The 18,780-nt window shown below is 63.6% G+C and carries 16 protein-coding genes and 1 pseudogene; 9 read left to right on the plus strand and 8 right to left on the minus strand.

Going from position 1 to position 18,780, the window contains the following annotated elements; genetic code table 11:
* Positions 1-131 precede the first annotated feature (131 nt).
* The 4 genes from AC0L3N_RS17330 to AC0L3N_RS17345 all read left to right on the plus strand — a co-directional run bounded on the left by AC0L3N_RS17330 (position 132) and on the right by AC0L3N_RS17345 (position 3,008).
* Entirely contained in the window at positions 132-386 is a 255-nt protein-coding gene (locus tag AC0L3N_RS17330) for a DUF4212 domain-containing protein (RefSeq protein ID WP_473548752.1), read from the plus strand.
* A gap of 14 nt (positions 387-400) precedes the next feature.
* Positions 401-2,266: a sodium:solute symporter family protein gene (locus AC0L3N_RS17335; RefSeq protein WP_473548753.1), complete on the plus strand. Its 1,866-nt coding sequence runs from the start codon at positions 401-403 to the stop codon at positions 2,264-2,266.
* A gap of 108 nt (positions 2,267-2,374) precedes the next feature.
* Positions 2,375-2,683 carry a YggT family protein gene (locus AC0L3N_RS17340; RefSeq protein WP_123148870.1) on the plus strand — a complete coding sequence of 103 codons (309 nt, stop codon included), beginning with the start codon at positions 2,375-2,377 and terminating at the stop codon, positions 2,681-2,683.
* Between the two features lie 4 nt (positions 2,684-2,687).
* On the plus strand, positions 2,688-3,008 hold the full coding sequence (locus AC0L3N_RS17345) for a hypothetical protein (RefSeq protein ID WP_473548755.1): 321 nt from the start codon (positions 2,688-2,690) through the stop codon (positions 3,006-3,008).
* Between the two features lie 20 nt (positions 3,009-3,028).
* On the opposite strand, the gene AC0L3N_RS17350 is transcribed toward AC0L3N_RS17345, so the two are convergent.
* The 8 genes and pseudogenes from AC0L3N_RS17350 to AC0L3N_RS17385 form a co-directional block, all read right to left on the minus strand.
* Positions 3,029-3,973, minus strand: a complete 945-nt coding sequence (locus AC0L3N_RS17350; RefSeq protein ID WP_473548756.1) for an ABC transporter permease — start codon at positions 3,971-3,973, stop codon at positions 3,029-3,031.
* Positions 3,970-5,025 (minus strand): ABC transporter permease, encoded by a 1,056-nt coding sequence (locus AC0L3N_RS17355; RefSeq protein WP_473548757.1) that lies wholly within the window; start codon positions 5,023-5,025, stop codon positions 3,970-3,972. Before AC0L3N_RS17355 ends, AC0L3N_RS17350 begins: the two co-directional genes overlap by 4 nt.
* Positions 5,025-6,516 (minus strand): annotated as a pseudogene (locus AC0L3N_RS17360) (ABC transporter ATP-binding protein). The gene AC0L3N_RS17355 and the pseudogene AC0L3N_RS17360 overlap by 1 nt, the downstream one beginning before the upstream one ends.
* A gap of 212 nt (positions 6,517-6,728) precedes the next feature.
* The gene (locus AC0L3N_RS17365; protein WP_473548758.1) at positions 6,729-7,733 is read right to left on the minus strand and encodes a BMP family protein; all 1,005 of its coding nucleotides are present in this window, start codon (positions 7,731-7,733) and stop codon (positions 6,729-6,731) included.
* A 197-nt stretch (positions 7,734-7,930) separates the two neighbouring features.
* On the minus strand, positions 7,931-9,232 hold the full coding sequence (locus tag AC0L3N_RS17370) for an NAD(P)/FAD-dependent oxidoreductase (RefSeq protein WP_473548759.1): 1,302 nt from the start codon (positions 9,230-9,232) through the stop codon (positions 7,931-7,933).
* Positions 9,233-9,234: 2 nt separating this feature from the next.
* Positions 9,235-10,587, minus strand: coding sequence for a glutamine synthetase family protein (locus AC0L3N_RS17375; RefSeq protein ID WP_473548761.1), 1,353 nt, complete (start codon positions 10,585-10,587; stop codon positions 9,235-9,237).
* 37 nt (positions 10,588-10,624) lie between these two features.
* The gene (locus tag AC0L3N_RS17380; RefSeq protein WP_473548762.1) at positions 10,625-11,905 is read right to left on the minus strand and encodes a glycosyltransferase; all 1,281 of its coding nucleotides are present in this window, start codon (positions 11,903-11,905) and stop codon (positions 10,625-10,627) included.
* A gap of 8 nt (positions 11,906-11,913) precedes the next feature.
* Positions 11,914-12,852, minus strand: a complete 939-nt coding sequence (locus tag AC0L3N_RS17385; protein WP_473548763.1) for a GntR family transcriptional regulator — start codon at positions 12,850-12,852, stop codon at positions 11,914-11,916.
* A gap of 238 nt (positions 12,853-13,090) precedes the next feature.
* Here AC0L3N_RS17385 and AC0L3N_RS17390 point away from each other — a divergent pair, with 238 nt between their 5' ends.
* The 5 genes from AC0L3N_RS17390 to AC0L3N_RS17410 all read left to right on the plus strand — a co-directional run bounded on the left by AC0L3N_RS17390 (position 13,091) and on the right by AC0L3N_RS17410 (position 18,550).
* Positions 13,091-14,155, plus strand: a complete 1,065-nt coding sequence (locus AC0L3N_RS17390; protein ID WP_473525816.1) for a polyamine ABC transporter substrate-binding protein — start codon at positions 13,091-13,093, stop codon at positions 14,153-14,155.
* Positions 14,156-14,559: 404 nt separating this feature from the next.
* A complete protein-coding gene (locus AC0L3N_RS17395) occupies positions 14,560-15,402 on the plus strand; it encodes an ABC transporter permease (protein WP_095495545.1) in 843 nt (280 codons plus the stop codon).
* On the plus strand, positions 15,395-16,189 hold the full coding sequence (locus tag AC0L3N_RS17400) for an ABC transporter permease (RefSeq protein ID WP_473548764.1): 795 nt from the start codon (positions 15,395-15,397) through the stop codon (positions 16,187-16,189). Before AC0L3N_RS17395 ends, AC0L3N_RS17400 begins: the two co-directional genes overlap by 8 nt.
* Entirely contained in the window at positions 16,186-17,259 is a 1,074-nt protein-coding gene (locus tag AC0L3N_RS17405; RefSeq protein ID WP_473548765.1) for an ABC transporter ATP-binding protein, read from the plus strand. The genes AC0L3N_RS17400 and AC0L3N_RS17405 overlap by 4 nt, the downstream gene beginning before the upstream one ends.
* 16 nt (positions 17,260-17,275) lie before the next feature.
* Positions 17,276-18,550, plus strand: coding sequence for a glycosyltransferase (locus AC0L3N_RS17410; RefSeq protein ID WP_473548766.1), 1,275 nt, complete (start codon positions 17,276-17,278; stop codon positions 18,548-18,550).
* Positions 18,551-18,780 lie beyond the last annotated feature (230 nt).

Consider the following 18,780-nt stretch of genomic DNA (forward strand, 5'->3'; position numbering starts at 1 on the left):
CGGTCGGCTGATTCTATACCTGGCCGCGACATATGCCGGAGGGCTTCCGCGTTAGCGGAAGAGGCAAGCTTTAAACGGCGCCTTGCGGTCGAGACGGTTCGCAAGCTGCCAACCAAGGGAGGGTTCAAGCTATGGCGACGCCAGACCGCGTAAGTTATTGGAACAAGACCAAGAGCCTCATGTTCGTCATGCTCGGCCTGTGGGTGTTCTTCGGTTACGTCATCCACATGTTCGTGGAGCAACTCAACAGCTTCGTCATTTTTGGTTTTCCGCTCGGCTTCTACATGGCCGCTCAGGGTTCGCTCATCGCCTTCGTCGTCATGCTGTTCTGGTTCGCACGGCGCCAGAACGCGATCGACGAAGAGCATGGCGTCCATGAAGATTGATCGGGGGAACGTCAATGGCTAACACGACATCTACCACCGCAGGCGGAGGCGACTTCACCTCCAATCTTGGCCGCATCTACGGCATCTACACCGGCGGCTTCATAGCCTTCATCATCTTGATGGCTATCTTGAGCGCCATGGGCGTCGAAAATGTTGTAATCGGCTACCTGTTCATGGGCTTTACCATCGTCATCTACGCGGTAATCGGCATCCTGAGCCGCACCATGCACGTCGGCGAATATTACGTCGCCGGGCGCCGCGTACCGGCGCTCTACAACGGCATGGCGACCGGCGCCGACTGGATGTCAGCGGCCTCCTTCATCGGCATGGCCGGTTCGCTCTACCTGCTCGGCTATGACGGCCTCGGTTTCGTGCTCGGCTGGACCGGCGGCTACGTGCTCGTGGCCATCCTCGTTGCGCCCTATCTGCGCAAGTTCGGCGCCTACACCGTTCCCGACTTCCTGTCGGCGCGCTACGGCGGCAATCTTGCCCGCTTCATCGGCGTGATCGTTCTGTTCTCCTGCTCGTTTACCTATGTGGTCGCGCAGATTTTCGGCACCGGGCTGATCTCGGCTCGCTTCCTTGGCATCGACTTCAACGTCGCGGTCTATGTCGGTCTTGCCGGCATCCTGGTGTGCTCCATGCTGGGCGGCATGCGCGCCGTCACCTGGACGCAGGTCGCCCAGTACATCGTGCTGATCATCGCCTATCTCATCCCTGTCATCTGGATGTCGACGGTGAAAACCGGCGTGCCGATCCCACAATTGATGCAAGGCCAGGCGCTGGCGAACATCACCGCGCTTGAGACGGCGCAGGGCATCACCGTGCATCACATCACGCCGTTCGTGCATGGCGGCTATGATGCCAAGAACTACTTCCTGCTGATCCTCTGCCTGATGGTCGGAACGGCGTCATTGCCGCACGTCCTGATGCGCTACTTCACCACCCCGTCGGTGCGTGAAGCGCGTGTTTCGGTCGCCTGGTCGCTGCTGTTCATCTTCATCCTCTACTTCACCGCGCCCGCCTATGCTGCGTTCGCCAAGTGGACGATGCTCGACCTGGTGGCGTCGGGTCTGACGCCCGAAAACATCGCCGAGAAAGCCGGATGGATGATGCGCTGGGCCGCTGCCGACAATACGCTCGTGCAGATCTGCGGCAAGGCGGCGACAGACTCCGCGGCGATCGTCGCGGCCTGCGCCGAAAAGGGCGTGACGGCACTTTCGTTTGCCGACATCAACCTCAACGCCGACATGATCGTGCTGGCGACGCCGGAAATGGCCGGAATGCCTTACGTCATCTCGGGCCTCGTCGCCGCCGGCGGTCTTGCCGCCGCGCTGTCGACGGCGGACGGTCTCCTGCTGGCCATCGCCAACGCGCTCAGCCACGACATCTACTACAAGATGATCGACCAGAATGCGCCTACGTCGCGGCGCCTGATCGTGTCCCGCATCTTGCTGGTTATGGTTGCCGTGCTGGCCGCCTACGTCGCATCGACCAAGCCGTCGGACATCCTGTCGATGGTGTCATGGGCCTTCTCTCTTGCCGCCGGCGGGCTCTTCCCGGCGCTGGTGCTCGGCGTCTGGTGGAAGCGGGCCAACTCGGCCGGTGCGGTCGCCGGCATGATCGCGGGCTTCGGCATCACCATCTTCTACCTTGTCATGACGCAGTACGGCGCCGACTTCGACAAGGCGACGCCCAATATGGAACTGTGGTGGGGCGTGAAGAATATTTCGTCGGCGGCCTTCGGGCTGCCGGTGGGCTTCGCCGTGATGATCATCGTCAGCCTTCTCACCAGGGCGCCGTCCCGGGCTATGCAGGATTTCATCGAGGAAATCCGCGTCCCTCGCGGCAAGCAGATGATGGAAGAAAAGACCGCCTGATCGAGCATAGCGATCGGCGCTCGAAGCGGGGTCCGGCGACGGACCCCGCTTTCATTTCGGAGGCGCCGCTGGCATAACGCGGCGCCGCCGCTGCTTGGAAAATCCCACATGAACGATTTCTGGTCCTATTGGTATTTCCACATTCCGAATTTCATCCTCGCCGCGGTGATGTACACGCTGATGGGGCGTCTCGTGCTCGGCCTCTTCGTGCCCGAAAGCTGGGACAACTACATCTGGCGCTTCTTCAAAACCGTCACGGACCCGTTCCTGCGGATCGTGCGGACCATCACGCCGTCGATCCTGACCCAGCCGGTGCTGATCGTCTTCAGCGTGCTCTGGCTCATGGCCTTGCGCGTGGGCTATCTCGTCTTGCTGATCAATTTCGGCGTTGCGCCGATGGCTTCACAGGGGGGTTGAGGCAATGGACAGAAACGCTCTTGTGCCGGTCATGGCGGTCGCCATCGTCAACGGTATCTTTTCGCCGTGGGTGCTGATGGTGTTCCTGTTCTATCCGGTCTGGTATCCGGGCTGGGCGCCTCCCTTAAGCCAGATCGTTTATATGACAAGTGCGCTGATCCTGTCGACGATGACGATCATGCTCGCCGGCGTGCCAGCCGCGCTCTATGAGCGCTGGTCGGCGCGCCCCAGGAGCATCGTCGTCTCGTCTATCTGGCTTGCCGGCACGGTTTTGTTGACGCTGCCGGCGCTGCCGAATGTGATGCGGGCGCTAAGCGGCGGCTGATAATTTCCCGCCCCGGACTGTCAGCGCTCTTCCCGGCGGAACGGCTTGAGCAGCGCCGAAGGCGCGACGGCATTGCGCGACATTACCGCCATGGCGACGATGGTGAAGATGAAGGGCAGCATCAGGAACGCCTCATAGGGGATGTGGCCGAGCCCGCTCGCCTGCATGCGCAATTGCAATGCATCGACGAAGGCGAACAGCAGGGCGGCCCCTGCCGAACGCCAGGGATCCCAGCGGCCGAAGACAACCAGCGCGATCGCCACCCAGCCACGCCCTGAAACGAGACCGAAGGTGAATGCGTTGAACTGCACCATCGACAGGAAAGCCCCGGCCAGCCCCATCAGCGCGCCGCCGAGGATTACCGCCTGGAAGCGCGTGGCGATGACCCCGACGCCGGCCGAATCGGCGGCGCGTGGATTTTCGCCGACCATGCGCACCGACAGGCCCCACGGCGTCCGATAGAGCACGAAGGCGGCCAGGGGAACGGCTGCCATCGCCATGTAGACCAGCGAAAACTGGTTGAATACCGCCGGTCCGAGCACCGGGATGTCGGAGAGAACAAGGATCGGCAGCGTTTCGAAACTCTTGATGCTGGGCGGCACCGATTGCTGGCCGAAGATCAGCCGGTAGAGGAAATAGGCGAGGCCCGACGAGAACAGCGTGACGCCGATGCCGCAGACATGCTGGCTGAGGCCGAGCGCCACCGTGAACAGCGCATGCAGAGCACCCATCAGCGCACCGGTCAGCATCGCCGCAAGCACGCCGAGCCACAGGCTGCCGCTGAGGCTGGTCGCGGTGAAGCCGGTCATCGCCGACAACAGCATGATGCCTTCGATGCCGAGATTGAGCACACCGGCCCGCTCGGAGAACATCTCGCCCAGCGTTGCGAAAGCCAAAGGCGTGGCAATGCGGATGATGGCGGCGAGGAAGCCGACCTGAAAAATCTGTTCGAGCACCACGCTCATCGTCCGGCTCCGACGCGGCGGACGCGGTAAGCGGTGAACAGCAGCGCCACCAGCATGGCGAGCAGCGCGGTTCCCTGGATGACGTCGCTGAGAAAAGCCGGAACGCCGGTGGCCCGCGACATCGCCTCGGCGCCGGTCATGACGGCGGCGAGGAAGAGCGCCGCCGGCACCACGCCGAGCGGGTTGAGCCTCGCCAGCATGGCGACGACAATGCCGGAATAGCCATAGCCCGGCGAGATGTCGCTCATCACCTGGAAATGCACGCCGCCGACCTCGCCGACCCCGGCAAGGCCAGCCAGCGCGCCGGACAGCAGCGCCGTCGAGATCAGCACGCGCTCGACATGAATGCCGCCATAGCGCGCGGCTTCGGGATTTTCCCCAATCACCCTGATCCTGAAGCCGAGCGTGGTGCGCGCAATCAGGAACCAGATGACCGGCGCGGCAAGGAAAGCCGCCACGACGCCGAGATGCAGCCGCGTGCCTTCAAGCAGCACCGGGAAATTCGCTGAATCCTCGATCGGCGGCGAGATCGGGTAGCCGCTGAAACTGTCTTTCCACGGGCCTTCGATCAGCGCCATCAGGGCGTAGAAGATGACCGAGTTGAGCAGCAGCGAGCTGACCACGTCATCAACCCTAAAGTTTACGCGCAGCGTCGCCGGCACCAAGGCGACCGCCGCGCCGGCGGCCGCGCCCGCCAATGCCATCAGCAGCATGGCGAGCGGCCCCGGCATCGGGATGGCGCCGACGGCGCAGCTCGCCACCGCACCGGCAAGCAACTGCCCCTCGGCGCCGATGTTCCAGAATTTGGCCCGGAAGGCGACGGCGACGGCAAGCCCGGTAAAGATCATCGGGGTTGCGCGCACCAGCGTTTCGGTGATGGCGTAGCTGTCGCCCAGCGACGCCGAGAACATCACGCCATATGCTTCGATCACCCCGGCGCCGGCCAATGCGATCAGACCGCTGCACAGCACCAATGTCGCGCCGATCGCCAGCAACGGCAGAGCCAGATTAAACCAGGCGGGCGTGCTGGTGCGGGCTTCAAGGCGGAACATCAACTATGGCCCTCCGCCCCGGTCATCATCAGGCCGAGCCGCGCGATGGTGGCATCGGCGCTGTCGAGCGTTCCGACGATGCGTCCCTCATACATCACCGCAATACGGTCGCAGAGCATCAGCAGCTCTTCGAGATCCTCGCCGATGACGATGATGCCGCAGCCCCTAGCGCGCATGTCGAGGAACTTTTCGTGGATGAAGCGCGCTGCACCGATGTCGAGGCCGCGCGTCGGCTGCGACACGATCAGCACCTTGGGGTCGAAGGCGAGCTCGCGCGCCAGCAGCGCCTTTTGCAGATTGCCGCCGGAAAGCGCCCCGGCCCTCGTCATCGGCCCGGGGCAGCGTATGTCATAGGCCTTTATCTGCGCCTCGGCGAAGGCGCGGATCGCGTCGGGCCTGAGCAGGCCGTTGCGGCTGAACGCCCCCGTGCCGATGCGCGGCAGCACCATCGAATCGGCAAGCGGCAGGTTGGTGACCAGTCCCGTCGTCATCCGGTCTTCTGGTATACGCCCGAGACCAAGCGCCTGCACCTCGCGCGGCGAGAATCGCGAGACCATTTTGCCGGCTATCGTCATCCGGCCGGCACCGGGCGCACGAATGCCGGAGACTACCTCCGCCAGCGCCCGCTGGCCATTGCCCGCGACACCGGCAATGCCGAGGATCTCGCCTGCTCGCACAGAGAGTGAGACGTCGCGCAGCGCCATGCCGGAATGGCGCGAGGTCGAGATGCCGTCAAGGGTCAGCACAGCCTCACCTGGCGTCGATGGTCCCCTGGCCGGCGGAACGATCTCGTGGCCGCACATCAGACGCGCCATCTCCGAGGATGTCGTGCCTGCGGGGGGTATCGACGCGCCCGGTCACGCGGCCATGCCGCAGCACCACGCAGCGATGGGTCAGCGCGCGCACCTCGTTGAGTTTATGCGAGATGAAGATGACGCCGAGACCCTGGGCCGCCATCGACCGCAGCGCCGAAAACAGCCCGTCGACCTCTGTCGGCGCCAGCACCGCCGTCGGCTCGTCGAGGATCAGCAGCCTTGCACCGCGAAACAACGCCTTGACGATTTCGAGCCGCTGCTGCTCGCCGATCGACAACGCCGAGACGGGAAGGTCCGGCTCAAGCGTGAGCCCATGCTGGCGGCCGATCTCCGCCAGTCGCGCCAGCCCGCTGGCGCGGTCGATCCGGCCCGACTTTCCGGGGATGCCGATCAGCAGATTTTCCAGCACCGAGAGCCGCGGTGCGAGATGAAAGTGCTGGTGCACCATGCCGATGCCGGCGGCGAGCGCATCGGCCGAACTGTTGATCGCCACCGGCCGGCCCTGGACCAGGATCTCGCCGGCGTCCGGCGCATAGGCGCCGAACAGCACGTTCATCAGCGTCGTCTTGCCGGCGCCATTTTCACCCAGCAGCCCGAGAATCTCGCCCGGCGCAACGCTGAGATCGACAGCTTCGTTCGCCATGACGGCGCCGAAGCTCTTGGAGATGCCGCGCATTTCGATGAGAGGGGCGGGCGTTGACAAGGGTGCTCCTGGTGAGAGATGGCGCTGACACCCCTCCCCCTTGAGGGGCGGGTGCCGAGCGAAGCGAGGCGGGAGGGGTCACCTCAGCTGCCTCGACCTTTAGACCGATAAGGATGGAGCGCATCACAGCGGACCCCACCCGGCCCTTCGGGCCACCCTCCCCTCAAGGGGGAGGGCTGCACCGCTCAATCCGAAACCGGCGTTTCCTCGTCGACGTTGACGCGGAAATTGCCGTCGAGGATTTCTGCCTTTTTCTTTTCGACCAGCTCCTTGATGTCGGCGGGCAGCGTCTTGTCGAATTTGTGATACGACGCCAGAAAGGAGCCGCCCTTGGCCATGCGCGAGAAATCGCCGTAGTCCTGCGCGGTGAAGACACCGGCCTTGACCAGCTTGATCGCGTGCTCGACCGTCGGATACATGTCCCAGACCGGGCCGGTGATCACCGTGTCCGGGCCGAGGTTGGATTGGTCGGACATGTTGGAGATGGCGAGGATCTTCCTCTCGACCGCCGCTTCGATGACGCCGAAACGTTCGGCATAGATCACGTCGACGCCGGCGTCGATCTGGGCGATAGCCGCTTCCTTCGCCTTTGGTGGGTCGAAGAAGGAGCCGATAAAAGCGACCTTCCTCTTGATATCAGGATTGACCTCCCGGGCGCCGGCAAAGAAGGCATTGACCAGCCGGTTGACCTCGGGAATGCCCATCGCCGCGACGGCGCCAATCGTGCCTGATTTCGACATCTTTCCGGCGATCAGGCCGGAGAGATAGGCCGGCTCGTGGATCCAGTTGTCGAAAACTGCGAAATTCGGCTCGGCCGGCCCGGCGCCGGAGCCGAACAGGAAGGCGACCTTCGGAAACTGCTTGGCCGTGCGGCGGGATTCGCGCTCGGCCGCGAATGCATCGCCGAGAACCAGCTCATAGCCGCCTTGCGCATATTCGCGCATGACACGGCTGAAATCGGCCGTCTGCACCTTCTCCGACCATTTGTATTCGATGCCGAGTTCCTTCTCGGCTCTCTGCAGGGCGACATGAATCTGGTGGACCCATGGCTCCTCGGTCGGCGTGGCGAAGATCGCCGCCACCTTCAGCTTCTTGTCCTGCGCCAAGGCACTGCCCGGCAGCATGGCTGCCGCCAGGCCAAGCGCGCCGAGTTCCAGCACGTTGCGTCGCGAAAGTCCTTCGCGTTTCAATTGGATTCTGCTCTTCCCATTTTCCATTGCATGCCCCTCTGATTGGCGCCGTGTCGAGCCGGCTGTTTCTTTGAACTATCAGCGAGGGAACTATGGAACGGAGCCCCACCTTTGTCCACATGGTCAAATTTGTCGGCGGGAAGCTGCAGCTGGCGCCTACCGTCGGCAAAACCACCGCGGCGGTGGATCGCTTGCGATCAATGCTTGATGCGATCGCGCATGGCGTACCAGAGCATGCCGAGCACATAGAGCGGACCACGCAGCGTGGTGCCGCCGGGAAACGGCATTGGCCTCAGCGTCGAAAACAGATCGAGCCGCGAAGTATCGCCGGTGATCGCCTCGGCAAGAAGCTTTCCCGACAGCGTCGACAGGATCACGCCCTTGCCGGAATAGCCATGCGCAAAATAGACCTCGCCATAGTGGCCGACATCCGGCAGGCGCGATGTCGTCACCGAGACCAGCCCGCCCCAGGCATGATCGATGCGGCGGCCGCGCAATTGCGGAAAAGTTTTCTCCATATGCGGCCGCACGAAGCCGGCAAGGTCTGCGGGCGGCGACGGCGTGTAGCGCTCGCCGCCGCCGAACAGCAGGCGGCCGTCCGCCGACAGCCGGTAGTAGTTGACGACGAAGCGTGTGTCGGAGACGGCGACATTGCTTGGAATGACGTCGCTGGTGTCATCCAGCGGCTCGGTCGCGACGATGTAGTTGCCGACCGGCATGATGCGGCTGTTGACGCGCGGCTCGAGCCCCTGGAGCAGCGCATCGCCGGCCAGCACGACATGCGTGGCCCGGACCGAGCCCTTGGCCGTCGAAACCCTGATGGAGGGCTCCCGCTCCAGCCGCAGCGCCACCGAATTTTCGTGGATGGTGACGCCCGCCGCTGCTGCCGCGCGGGCAAGACCCAGCGTATAGTTCAGCGGATGCATGTGGCCGCCGAGCTTCTCGTACATCGCGCCGTGATAGGGCGTGTTCACCATTGCGCGCGCCTGCTCCGCCGACAGCATCTCGACGTCATGAAAGTTCATCACGGTGGCAAGGCACTCGACCTCTTCTTCGAGATCGCGCAGGTCGGAGCCGTTGACCGCACCGGCCAGATGGCCGGTCAGCCTGAGGTCGCAATCGAAGGCGTGACGCTTGATCAGGTCGAGCACCAGTCCGCGCGCCTCGAAGGCGAGATCGAACAGCGCCCGCGCCCGTTCGGGCCCATAAAGCTTGACCAGACCCTTGGCGCCCTTGCGCAGGCCAGGGATGATCTGGCCGCCATTGCGCCCCGACGCCCCCCAGCCGATCTTGCCGCCTTCCAGGAGCACGACCTTCAGCCCGCGCTCGGCCGCATGAAGGGCTGCGGACAGGCCGGTACAGCCGCCGCCGACCACCACCAGATCGGCGTCGATGTCGCCCTGCAGCGCCGGATGATCCGGAGCCGGATTGGCCGTTGCGACATAATAGGATTTGCCGATATCGAGGCCGGAGTTGAACCCGCCAGAATTGAAGCCCATCATTAAACCTTGAGCAGCAGATGGTCGCGTTCCCAGCTCGTGACGACGCTCTGGAACAGGTCGAGCTCGACGCTCTTGACGCGCAGATAGGTCTGGAAGAAATCCTCGCCGAGCAACTCCCGAACCGGACTGCACGCAGCGAAACGGTCGAGCGCCTCCTCCATGGTTTTCGGCAGCGTGCTCTTGCAGCGATAGGCATTGCCCGATGCCTCGGGCGAACGCGAGAGCTTTTCCTCGACGCCGAGATAGCCACAGAGCAGCGAGCCGGCCATCGCCAGATAGGGGTTGGCATCGGCGCCCGGCAGCCGATTTTCCACCCGCCGCGCGGCCCGCCCGCCGGCCGGCACGCGCAGGCCGCAGGAGCGATTGTCATGCGACCACTCGATGTTGGCGGGGGCGCTGTGGTTCGGCCGGATGCGGCGGAACGAATTCACGTTCGGCGCAAACAGCGGCATCACCTCGGGAATGTATTTCTGCAGCCCGCCAATGAAATGCCCGAACATCTCGGTGTCGGCATCGTCACGCCCGGCAAACAGCGTATTCCCGGCCTCGTCGATGACCGACATGTGGAGATGCATGGAGCTGCCGGCTTGCGCGGCGATCGGCTTGGCCATGAAGGTCGCATGCATGCCACCTTCCTGCGCGGCCTGGCGCGTCAACCGCTTGAACAGCAGCACCTTGTCGGCCAGCGGCAGCGCGTCGCCATGCAGGAAATTGATCTCGAGCTGCGCCGTGCCCGATTCGTGGATCAGCGTGTCGAGCGGCAGCCCGGCCGCGGCGGCATAGTCGTAGAGGCGCCGGATCACCGGCTCGAATTCCTCCAGCGCCGCCATGTCATAGGGATGCTGTACGGTTTCGGAGCGGCCATTGCGCCCGACCGGCGCGCTCAACGGCCGATCGGGATCGGGATTGGGCGCGGTCAGGTAGAATTCGAGCTCCGGTGCCACCACCGCCCGCCAGCCGCGCTGGCGATAGAGATCGAGCACGGCCCTCAAGACATGACGTGGCGAGGCCATCCACGGCCGATCGTCCATGTGAAACGCATCGGCAAAGACATAGGCCTTGCCTGCTCCGGCGCCAGGCGCAAGGCAGATCGTCGCAACATCCGGCACCATCCGCATGTCGGGGTCCTGATAGCCAAAACCCTCGTCGTTGGAACCGGAATAGCGGCCGTCGATGCAGACCAGGAAGGCGCTGCTCGGCAGGTAGAGCGCGCGATCTTCGAGCGACTTCAGGAACTTGGCCGTCGGCAAGGCCTTGCCACGCAACACGCCATTCACATCCGGCACCAGGCACTCGACTTCCCTGATCCCCTGCTGCTCCAGCCATCCCTTCGGATCCTCCGTTGGGGTCATTTGCGGTGCATCCGTTGTCGTGGTGTTGAGCATCAGGTCACGTCCTTACGAGGGCGAGAATGGATTCGGCGGCGATTTCGGTTCCCGGCACCCGTGCCATGGTGGCCGCATTCTCCTTGAGGCGAAAGCGCATCTCGCCGTCGGCCATTAGGCCAAGAATGGCCTTTTCCAGTTCGTCGTCGCTCCAGCCATCGCGGCTGATGTGGCCGCCGACTCCGGTTTCCTCGGCGCGTCGCGCATTGTCATGCCCGTCCCAGCAATAGGGCATGATCAGCGACGGCACGCCGAAACGCAGCGCTTCGCAAAAGCTGTTGTTGCCGCCGTGATGGATGAAGAGGTCGGATTTCGCAACGACCGACGGCTGCGGAAACCAGGCGTCGAGATAGACATTGTCCGGAACCGCGCGATAGGTGTCACGCAGGCCACCGACATTGACGATGAAGCGGGCCGGAAGCCGGTCGAACAAGGTGAGCATGCGCTCGATCAGGCCGACATCCATGGCGCCCAGGCTGCCGAAGCTGAGATAGACCAGCGGCCCGTCATTGCGCGGAAAGACCGGCACGTCGAACGGCCCTTCCGAGCGGACGCAGCCTTCAAGATAGACGAAGCGGGCCGGGTCGAGCGGCTCTGCCCGCTCCCTGCGCACGATCGTCGGAGTCAGCAGCAAATTGAGGTAAGGCGAAGCTTCCAGAAAAAGACCCTTCGGCAAGGGCGCAAGTCCAGCGTCGGTCCGAAGCCGGTTGAACCGATCATGCGCCGGAGCGACCGCTGCCAGATAACGGACCTCGAAGGCCGCACGGCTCGGGTCGTCGGCGGCGAGCCCGGACAGATAGGGGGGTACATCGGCGTCGGGCAGCTCGGTCTCGGCGCAGGAGACGACGCGCACCCAGGGGCAGCCGGCGGCAGCCAGCGCCGGAAACATGATGACGTTGTCGAGCACCACGGCATCCGGCTTCAGCCTGGCCAGCAATTGGCGCAGCGGCGCCTCGGCATTGACCGCGGTATCGACGATCGCTTCCCAGGTCGGGGCGACGTAGGTTTCGAGCTGATCGATCGGGCTCAGCCTGAAATGCGGCAGATGGCGGCGCACGAACGCCTGCCAGTAGTTCTGGCGCTCGCTGTCGGTCAGCGGATCGTCGGTCGGCAACTGGTATTCCTGAAACCCGTAGTCGGCAAACACGCCGGAGAAGCCGGCATGGCAGATGAACACCGGCCGGGCGCCCCTTGCGCGCAAGGCCTGTGCGATGCCGACGCAATTGAGCGCGGCGCCGAAGCTCGCTTCGGGAAACAGCGCGATGGTCGGGCTGGCTTTGCGCATGTTCCTCGTTATTCCGGCCGGCTGATCATGCCGAACAATGCGGGGGCCCCGCGACTGGCCGCCTGCGGCCGCTGGCTGCGGGACAACCGCAGGTGGACGCGAAGCAGATCGGCTGCAACCTCATACTGCCGGCTTTCCAATTGGTCGAGTATGGCCAGGTGCTCGCGCAGCGATTGCTTCAGCCGGAAGACGTTGACGCCGGCATAGGTCCCCGGCAGCCGGCGCAGCCTGAGATGGTCGGACAGCGCGTCGGTGACGAACCGGTTGGCGGCGCCATCGGCGATTAGGCCGTGAAAGTCGATGTCCAGCCGCTGGAACTCTTTGATATCGAACGCGGCGTCGGGCAGCGCCAGCAGCGTTTCCATGCCCTGGCGCAAGGCTGCCGCGCGGGTCCCGTCCAGCCGAAAGCCAGGCGCCAGAATGGCGGCGGGTTCGAGCAGCAGGCGGAACTCGTAGCTTTCCCCTTGTGCCTCTGGATCGTCAGGCGCCCGCCTGAACAGCCAGGCCTGTCCCGGTGCCCGGTCCAGAAGATTTTCATCTGTCAGTTTCTTTAGCGCTTTTAGTACCGTCTTTCGCTCGGCATCATACCGCCGCATCAGCGCGCCGATAGTCACCGTCTGATCCAGTCGGCGCGCCGACCGGTCACGCAGGATCATCTCCGCGAGTTCGTCTTCTTCGGCGCTCGGCAGGTCGGCGGCAACGGTCGCCTGGTTGGTGAGGTCGACGGCCAGCCGATAGCCGGATTCAGCTTCCCAGCGCACCACGCCTTTTTCGGTGAGCAGGCGCAATGCGGCCCGCACCGGGGTCCGCGAGACGTTGCAGAGAGAAGCGATCTGCTGTTCCGGGAGATGAGCGCCGGCCTCGAAGCCGCGTTGCCGGGCCACATCGAGAATGCGCTGAGCGAGATCGAGATGGTTGGTACGTGGTCGTCTGGCAACGGCTTGCATGGTGATTCTCATGAACGGGCATGACCGCTGCGGTTTGACCGATCGCCCTTGTAGACACAATCGGCGATTTCGCAGCGATCTGGCAAATTATGGATTGACGTACTTTTTTCTGCAATAGTACTGTGACGTCAATCGGCAAAAAAAAAGACCGGGGAACAGGATCGAAGCGGCGGCATGATCGCAAGCGCTGGTCCGACGATTGATTGAATTCGACGATCAACCAGAATGGGAGTCTGTCATGACCGCCACCACCCTGCGGCACCGTTCGTTAAAAACATCCTCGATCGCGCTTGGCCTCGCCATGGCGCTGTCGGCGCCGGCGGCCGCCGCCGACCTCGTCATTTCCAACTGGGACGGCTACATGGCGCCGGATGCCATGGCCGCCTTCAAGGCGGCGACCGGCGTTTCCGGCGAGGTCGTCGTTCACGCCACCAATGAGGAGATCATGGGCAAGCTCGTCGCGTCGGGTGGCAAGGGCTATGACGTGGTTTTCGTCTCCTCGCCCTTCGCCGAAGTGCTGAACAAGCTCGGCCTGATCGAGACGATCGACCACGCCAAGGTCCCCAACCTCGCCAATCTCTATCCCGAGGCGGCGAAGCTGCCGCACGACGACGGCAACAATTTTTCCGTGCCTTACACCTGGGGCACCACCGGCCTCTGCTACCGCTCGGATCTGGTCAAGACTGAACCGGCCAGCTGGAACGATCTTCTCGCCCCGTCCGATGCGCTCAAGGGCAAGACCACCATGCTGGCAACCGACCGCTGGCTACTTGCCGCCGGCCAGCTCGCCAAAGGCTATTCGGTCAACGAGACCGATCCGGCCAAGCTCGCCGAGGTCAAGGACCTGCTGATCTCGGCCAAGAAGACCTTGCTCGCCTATGACGACACCACCTTCTATTCGAAGCTGGTCTCGGGCGAGGCGCTGATGGTGCAGGCATGGGATGGCTGGTGCAATTACGGCATCGCCGAAAATCCTGAGATTAAATACACCATACCCAAGGAAGGCTCGGACCTGTGGGTCGACACGATGGTGGTGATGAAGGCATCGGCCAACAAGGACGCCGCCTTCCAGTTCATCAACTTCATGCTGGACGCCAAGAACCACGCCTGGGCGGCCCAGAACATCGACTACAAGGTGCCGAACAAGCCGGCTATGGAAAGCCTGCCGGCCGATTTCCTCGCCAAATTCCCCAATATGGCCATGCCGGTGGCCGAGCTGGTCAAGTTCGAGCAGTTGCGCGACGTCGGCGATGCCCAGCGCGACTATTCGAAGATCGTCAGCGAGATCAAGGCCGCGCAATAGTTTCGGCATCTGGAATCAGGCTTGCGTTCCTTCACGCCCCCCTCTGTCCTGCCGGACATCTCCCCCTCAAGGGGGGAGATCGGCTGGATTGCGGCCTGTCGCCAATCTCCGGCGCAGCACCCCCTCATCCGGCCGCGGAGCCTGTCCTCGGGCTTGCCGGAGGCAAGACCCGTGGGCGGCCACCTTCTCTCCGCTGGGGAGAAGAGGCAGGCGCCAGCGCCGACGATCTCCTCTCCCCTCGGGGAGAGGTCGGATTGCCCCGAATTGCCCTTCGCAATTCGGTTGGCAATCCGGGTGAGGGGGCGCCTGTCCAAACACAAATTCGATGCCTTTGAGATGGCCGGCAGGCCAGAGGGGGGTACTCCTCAATGAGATCTTTCGTCCCCTCTCGCTCCTCATTGCTGATGGCGCCGGCGCTGGCCTGGCTCACCGCCTTGATGGTGGTGCCATGCGCGTTGGTGCTGGCGCTCGCCTTCTTCCGGCGCGGCATCTATGGTGGCATCGAATACACCTTCACGCTGGAGAATTTCGGGCTGGTCTTCGACCCGCTCTATGCCGGCATCTTCCTCAATTCGGCGCGCATCGCCGGCACGGCAACCCTGATCGCCGTGGTGATCGGCTATGCCGCCGCCTATGCGATCGCGGCGGCACCGCGCCGGCTGCAGCCGGTATTCCTGTTCTTCGCCGTATTGCCGTTCTGGTCCAACTACCTGATCCGCACCTATGCCTGGATCGTGCTGCTCAACCGTGAAGGCCTGATCACCCAACTCTTGCGCTGGTTCGGCTACACCGGCGAGCCGCCGTCGATGCTTTACACCGAAGGCGCCGTCATCGCCGGGCTGGTCTACAATTATCTGCCCTTCGTCATCCTGGCCTGCTACGCGCCGCTGTCGCGGCTCAATCCGGAACTCGCCGAGGCATCGCGCGATCTTGGCGCTTCGGCCATGACCACATTTCGCCGGGTCATCCTGCCGCTGACGGTGCCGGGTATCGCCGCCGGGGCGGTCTTCGTCTTCGTGCTGTCGATCGGCAATTTCGTAACGCCCGCACTGCTCGGCGGCGGCCGTTTCCAGATGATCGGCAATCTCGTCTACGACCAGTTCCTGACCGCCAATGACTGGCCGTTCGGCGCAGCACTGGCGATGGCGCTGATCGCCATCATGCTGCTGGTGCTGACGGCGCAGGCCTTGGCAGCCGATCGCGCCGCCGGCCGTATCGCCGAAGCGAAAGGAGGCGCCGATGGCTGAGCGCTCCCCCGCCACACGGCGCACGCTCTGGCTCATGCTTTCGCTGGTCTTCGCCTTCCTCTACATTCCGATCGCCGTGCTGGCGGCGCTGTCTTTCAATCAAGGCGGGCTGCCGACCGTCTGGTCGGGCTTTTCGCTGAAATGGTATGCCTCGCTCGCCGGAAACTCCGCGATCCTTTCCGCCGCCCTCAACACGCTGATCGTGGCACTGGTCTCGACCGCCATCGCCACGCTGCTCGGCACGCTGCTGGCGATCGGCGTCGAAATACGCCGGCAATATGGGAGCGGCCTCGAGGCGCTGATCTTTGCGCCGATGATCATTCCTGACATCGTGCTGGCGATCGCGCTGCTCAGCTTCTTCTCTTTGCTCGATTTCACCCTGGGCCTGCACACCATCATCCTCGCCCATGTCGTCTTCAACCTCGCCTTCGTCTGTTCGGTGGTGCGCGCGCGGCTGAAGAGCTTCGACTGGTCGATCGTCGAGGCCTCCGCCGATCTCGGCGCTTCCGCAATCACCACCTTCAGGCGGGTGACATTGCCGGTCATCCTGCCGGCGGTCGTCGCCGGTGCGCTGCTCGCCTTCACGCTTTCGGTCGACGAGTTCATCATCGCCTTCTTCACATCAGGCGCCGGCCGTGCCTCGACCACGCTGCCGATGCAGATCTATTCGATGATCCGCTTCGGCATCACCCCGGAGATAAACGCATTGGCGACCATCGTCATGGCGGTCTCAATCACCGCGCTGACCCTGTCGCAGCGGCTCAACCGCGGGGTGATCGGCCAATGAGCGCACCCCGCACGCTGCTGGCAATCGACAAGGTGTCGAAGAATTTCGGCCGGGTCACGGCCGTGGACGGCATCTCGCTCGATATCCGCGAGAACGAGTTCTTCGCCTTGCTTGGACCTTCGGGCTGCGGCAAGACCACGCTGCTGCGCATGCTGGCCGGCTTCGAGACGCCCAATCACGGGCGCATCCTGCTCGACGGCCGCGACATCGCCAAAACCCCGCCCAACAAGCGGCCGGTCAATCTGATGTTCCAGTCCTATGCGCTGTTTCCGCATATGAGCGTCAGGGCCAATGTCTCCTACGGCCTCGAAATGGAACGTTTGCCGGCAAATGAAATTCGCTCCCGCGTCGACGCCATCCTGGCGACGACCGAGCTCATTCCTTTCGCCGACCGCAAGCCGGAGCAATTGTCGGGCGGCCAGAAACAGCGCGTCGCGCTTGCCCGGGCGTTGGTCAAGCGGCCGCGGCTGCTGCTGCTCGACGAGCCGCTCGGCGCGCTCGACAAGAAGTTGCGCGGCGCCATGCAGCTGGAGCTGAAGCGCCTGCAGCACGAGGTCGGCATCACCTTCGTCATCGTCACCCATGATCAGGAGGAATCGCTTGTCATGGCCGACCGCATGGCGGTGCTCAGGGACGGCAAGCTGCTGCAATGCGACACACCGCACGCTGTCTACGAGCGTCCGGCCGACCGTTTCGTCGCCGACTTCATCGGCGTCATGAATTTCGTGCCGGGCAAGGCCACCGCCGACGGGGTGATGGCAGCGGACGGCACACGGATCGCCGGCACGGTTCCCGCAATACTTTCACCCGGCGCTGCGGCGGTCGCTTCGGTGCGGCCCGAACGCATCCGGCTTTTCCCGTCGCCAGAGACAGCCAATCGGATCGCCGGCACCGTCGAGGCGCTCGCCTATCACGGGCTCGACCTGCAGCTGCATGTCCGCACCGCTCTGTCGCCAAAGCTATTCCTGGTGCGCGTCACCGCCGACGCCGCCGACCGGCGCCCGGTCTCGTCAGGCGATGCGGTCGAACTTGGCTGGGATGCCGCCGACGTCAGAATTTTCGCAGATTGATCGAAGGAGAACTTTCATGGCGCAGAAGACGATCGCGTTTTTTCCGGAAGCGGCCTACGGCCCGGCGCTCAATTCCGTCGGCATCGCCCAGGCGGTCGAGGCGCGCGGCCACAGAGCGGTATTCCTGTCGGACCCTGGCTTCGTCGACGTCTACAAGGGCTACGGCTTCGAGGCTCATCCGGTGAACCTGTCCGAGCCGATGCCGCCCGAGCAGATGGCCAAGTTCTGGGAAGACTTCATCAACGGCCATATCCCGAACTTCCGCAAGTCGCCCTACGACCAGATCGACAACTACGTGAAGGACTGTTGGACGGCGATCGTCGACAGCGCCAAATGGGCTGAGAAGGATCTGCCTGGCGTGCTTGCGACGATCAAGCCCGATGTCATCTGCGTCGACAATGTCATCCTGTTTCCGGCGATCAAGCAGTACGGCAAGCCGTGGGTGCGCGTCATCTCCTGCTCGGAAAACGAGATCGAGGACGAGGATATCCCGCCGCATCTGTCCGGCTGCGGCGAGAACGACCACGCCTGTCATGAGCGCTACCGCAACCATTTCAACGCCGTCATCAAGCCGATCCATGACGACTTCAATGCATTTTTGAAAGCGAACAACGAAACGCCTTATCCGATCGGCCAGTTCTTCGAGGCCTCGCCCTACCTCAACCTGCTGCTCTATCCCGAGGCGGCAAAGTTCAAGCGCCGCCGTCCGCTCGACCCGGCAAAGTTCCAGTATCTGGAAGGCTGCGTGCGGCAGGAGAAGCCCTACACCGTGCCGACCTTCGCGAAAAACAATGACGGGCCGCTGCTCTATGTTTCCTTCGGCAGCCTTGGCGCCGGCGATGTCGACCTGCTGAAGCGCATCATCGCGACGCTGGGCAAGACGCGCTACCGGGCGCTGGTCAATGTCGGCGGCTACAAGGACCAGTACGCGCAAGTGCCCGAAAACGTCATCGTCGAGAGCTGGTTCCCGCAACCCTCGGTCATCCCGCAGGTCGACGCTGTAATCCACCATGGCGGCAACAATTCGTTCACCGAGTGTCTCTACTTCGGCAAGCCGGCGATCATCATGCCCTATGTCTGGGATGGCCACGACAACGCAACGCGGGTCGAGGAAACCGGCCACGGCTTCGGCATGCCGCGCTACGACTGGACCGACGCCGAGCTGATCGCCAGGATCGAAACCTGCCTGACCGACCCGGCAATCAAGGCCAAGCTGGCGAAAACGTCGGCGCAGATGCGGGCGCAGAACGGCCCGGAGAAAGCGGCTGCTTTGCTGGAGACATTGCTGTGAGCGGGCTGATGGGTATGGCGTTCCTTCGCGCCCCCCTCTGTCCTGCCCTCTTTGCTAAAACTTGGCATCTCCCCCACTTGGGGGGAGATTGGCCGGCATCACTGATTTCGCCAATCACAAAGGTCGCAAGAAGAGTGCCGTCGCCGGAGCTGCCAATCTCCCCCCTCGTGGGGGAGATGGCCGGCAGGCCAGAGGGGGGCGCCGTAGGGCGAAAGCCTCTCGAAAATGAG

The sequence above is a fragment of the Mesorhizobium sp. WSM4807 genome, assembly GCF_055811615.1.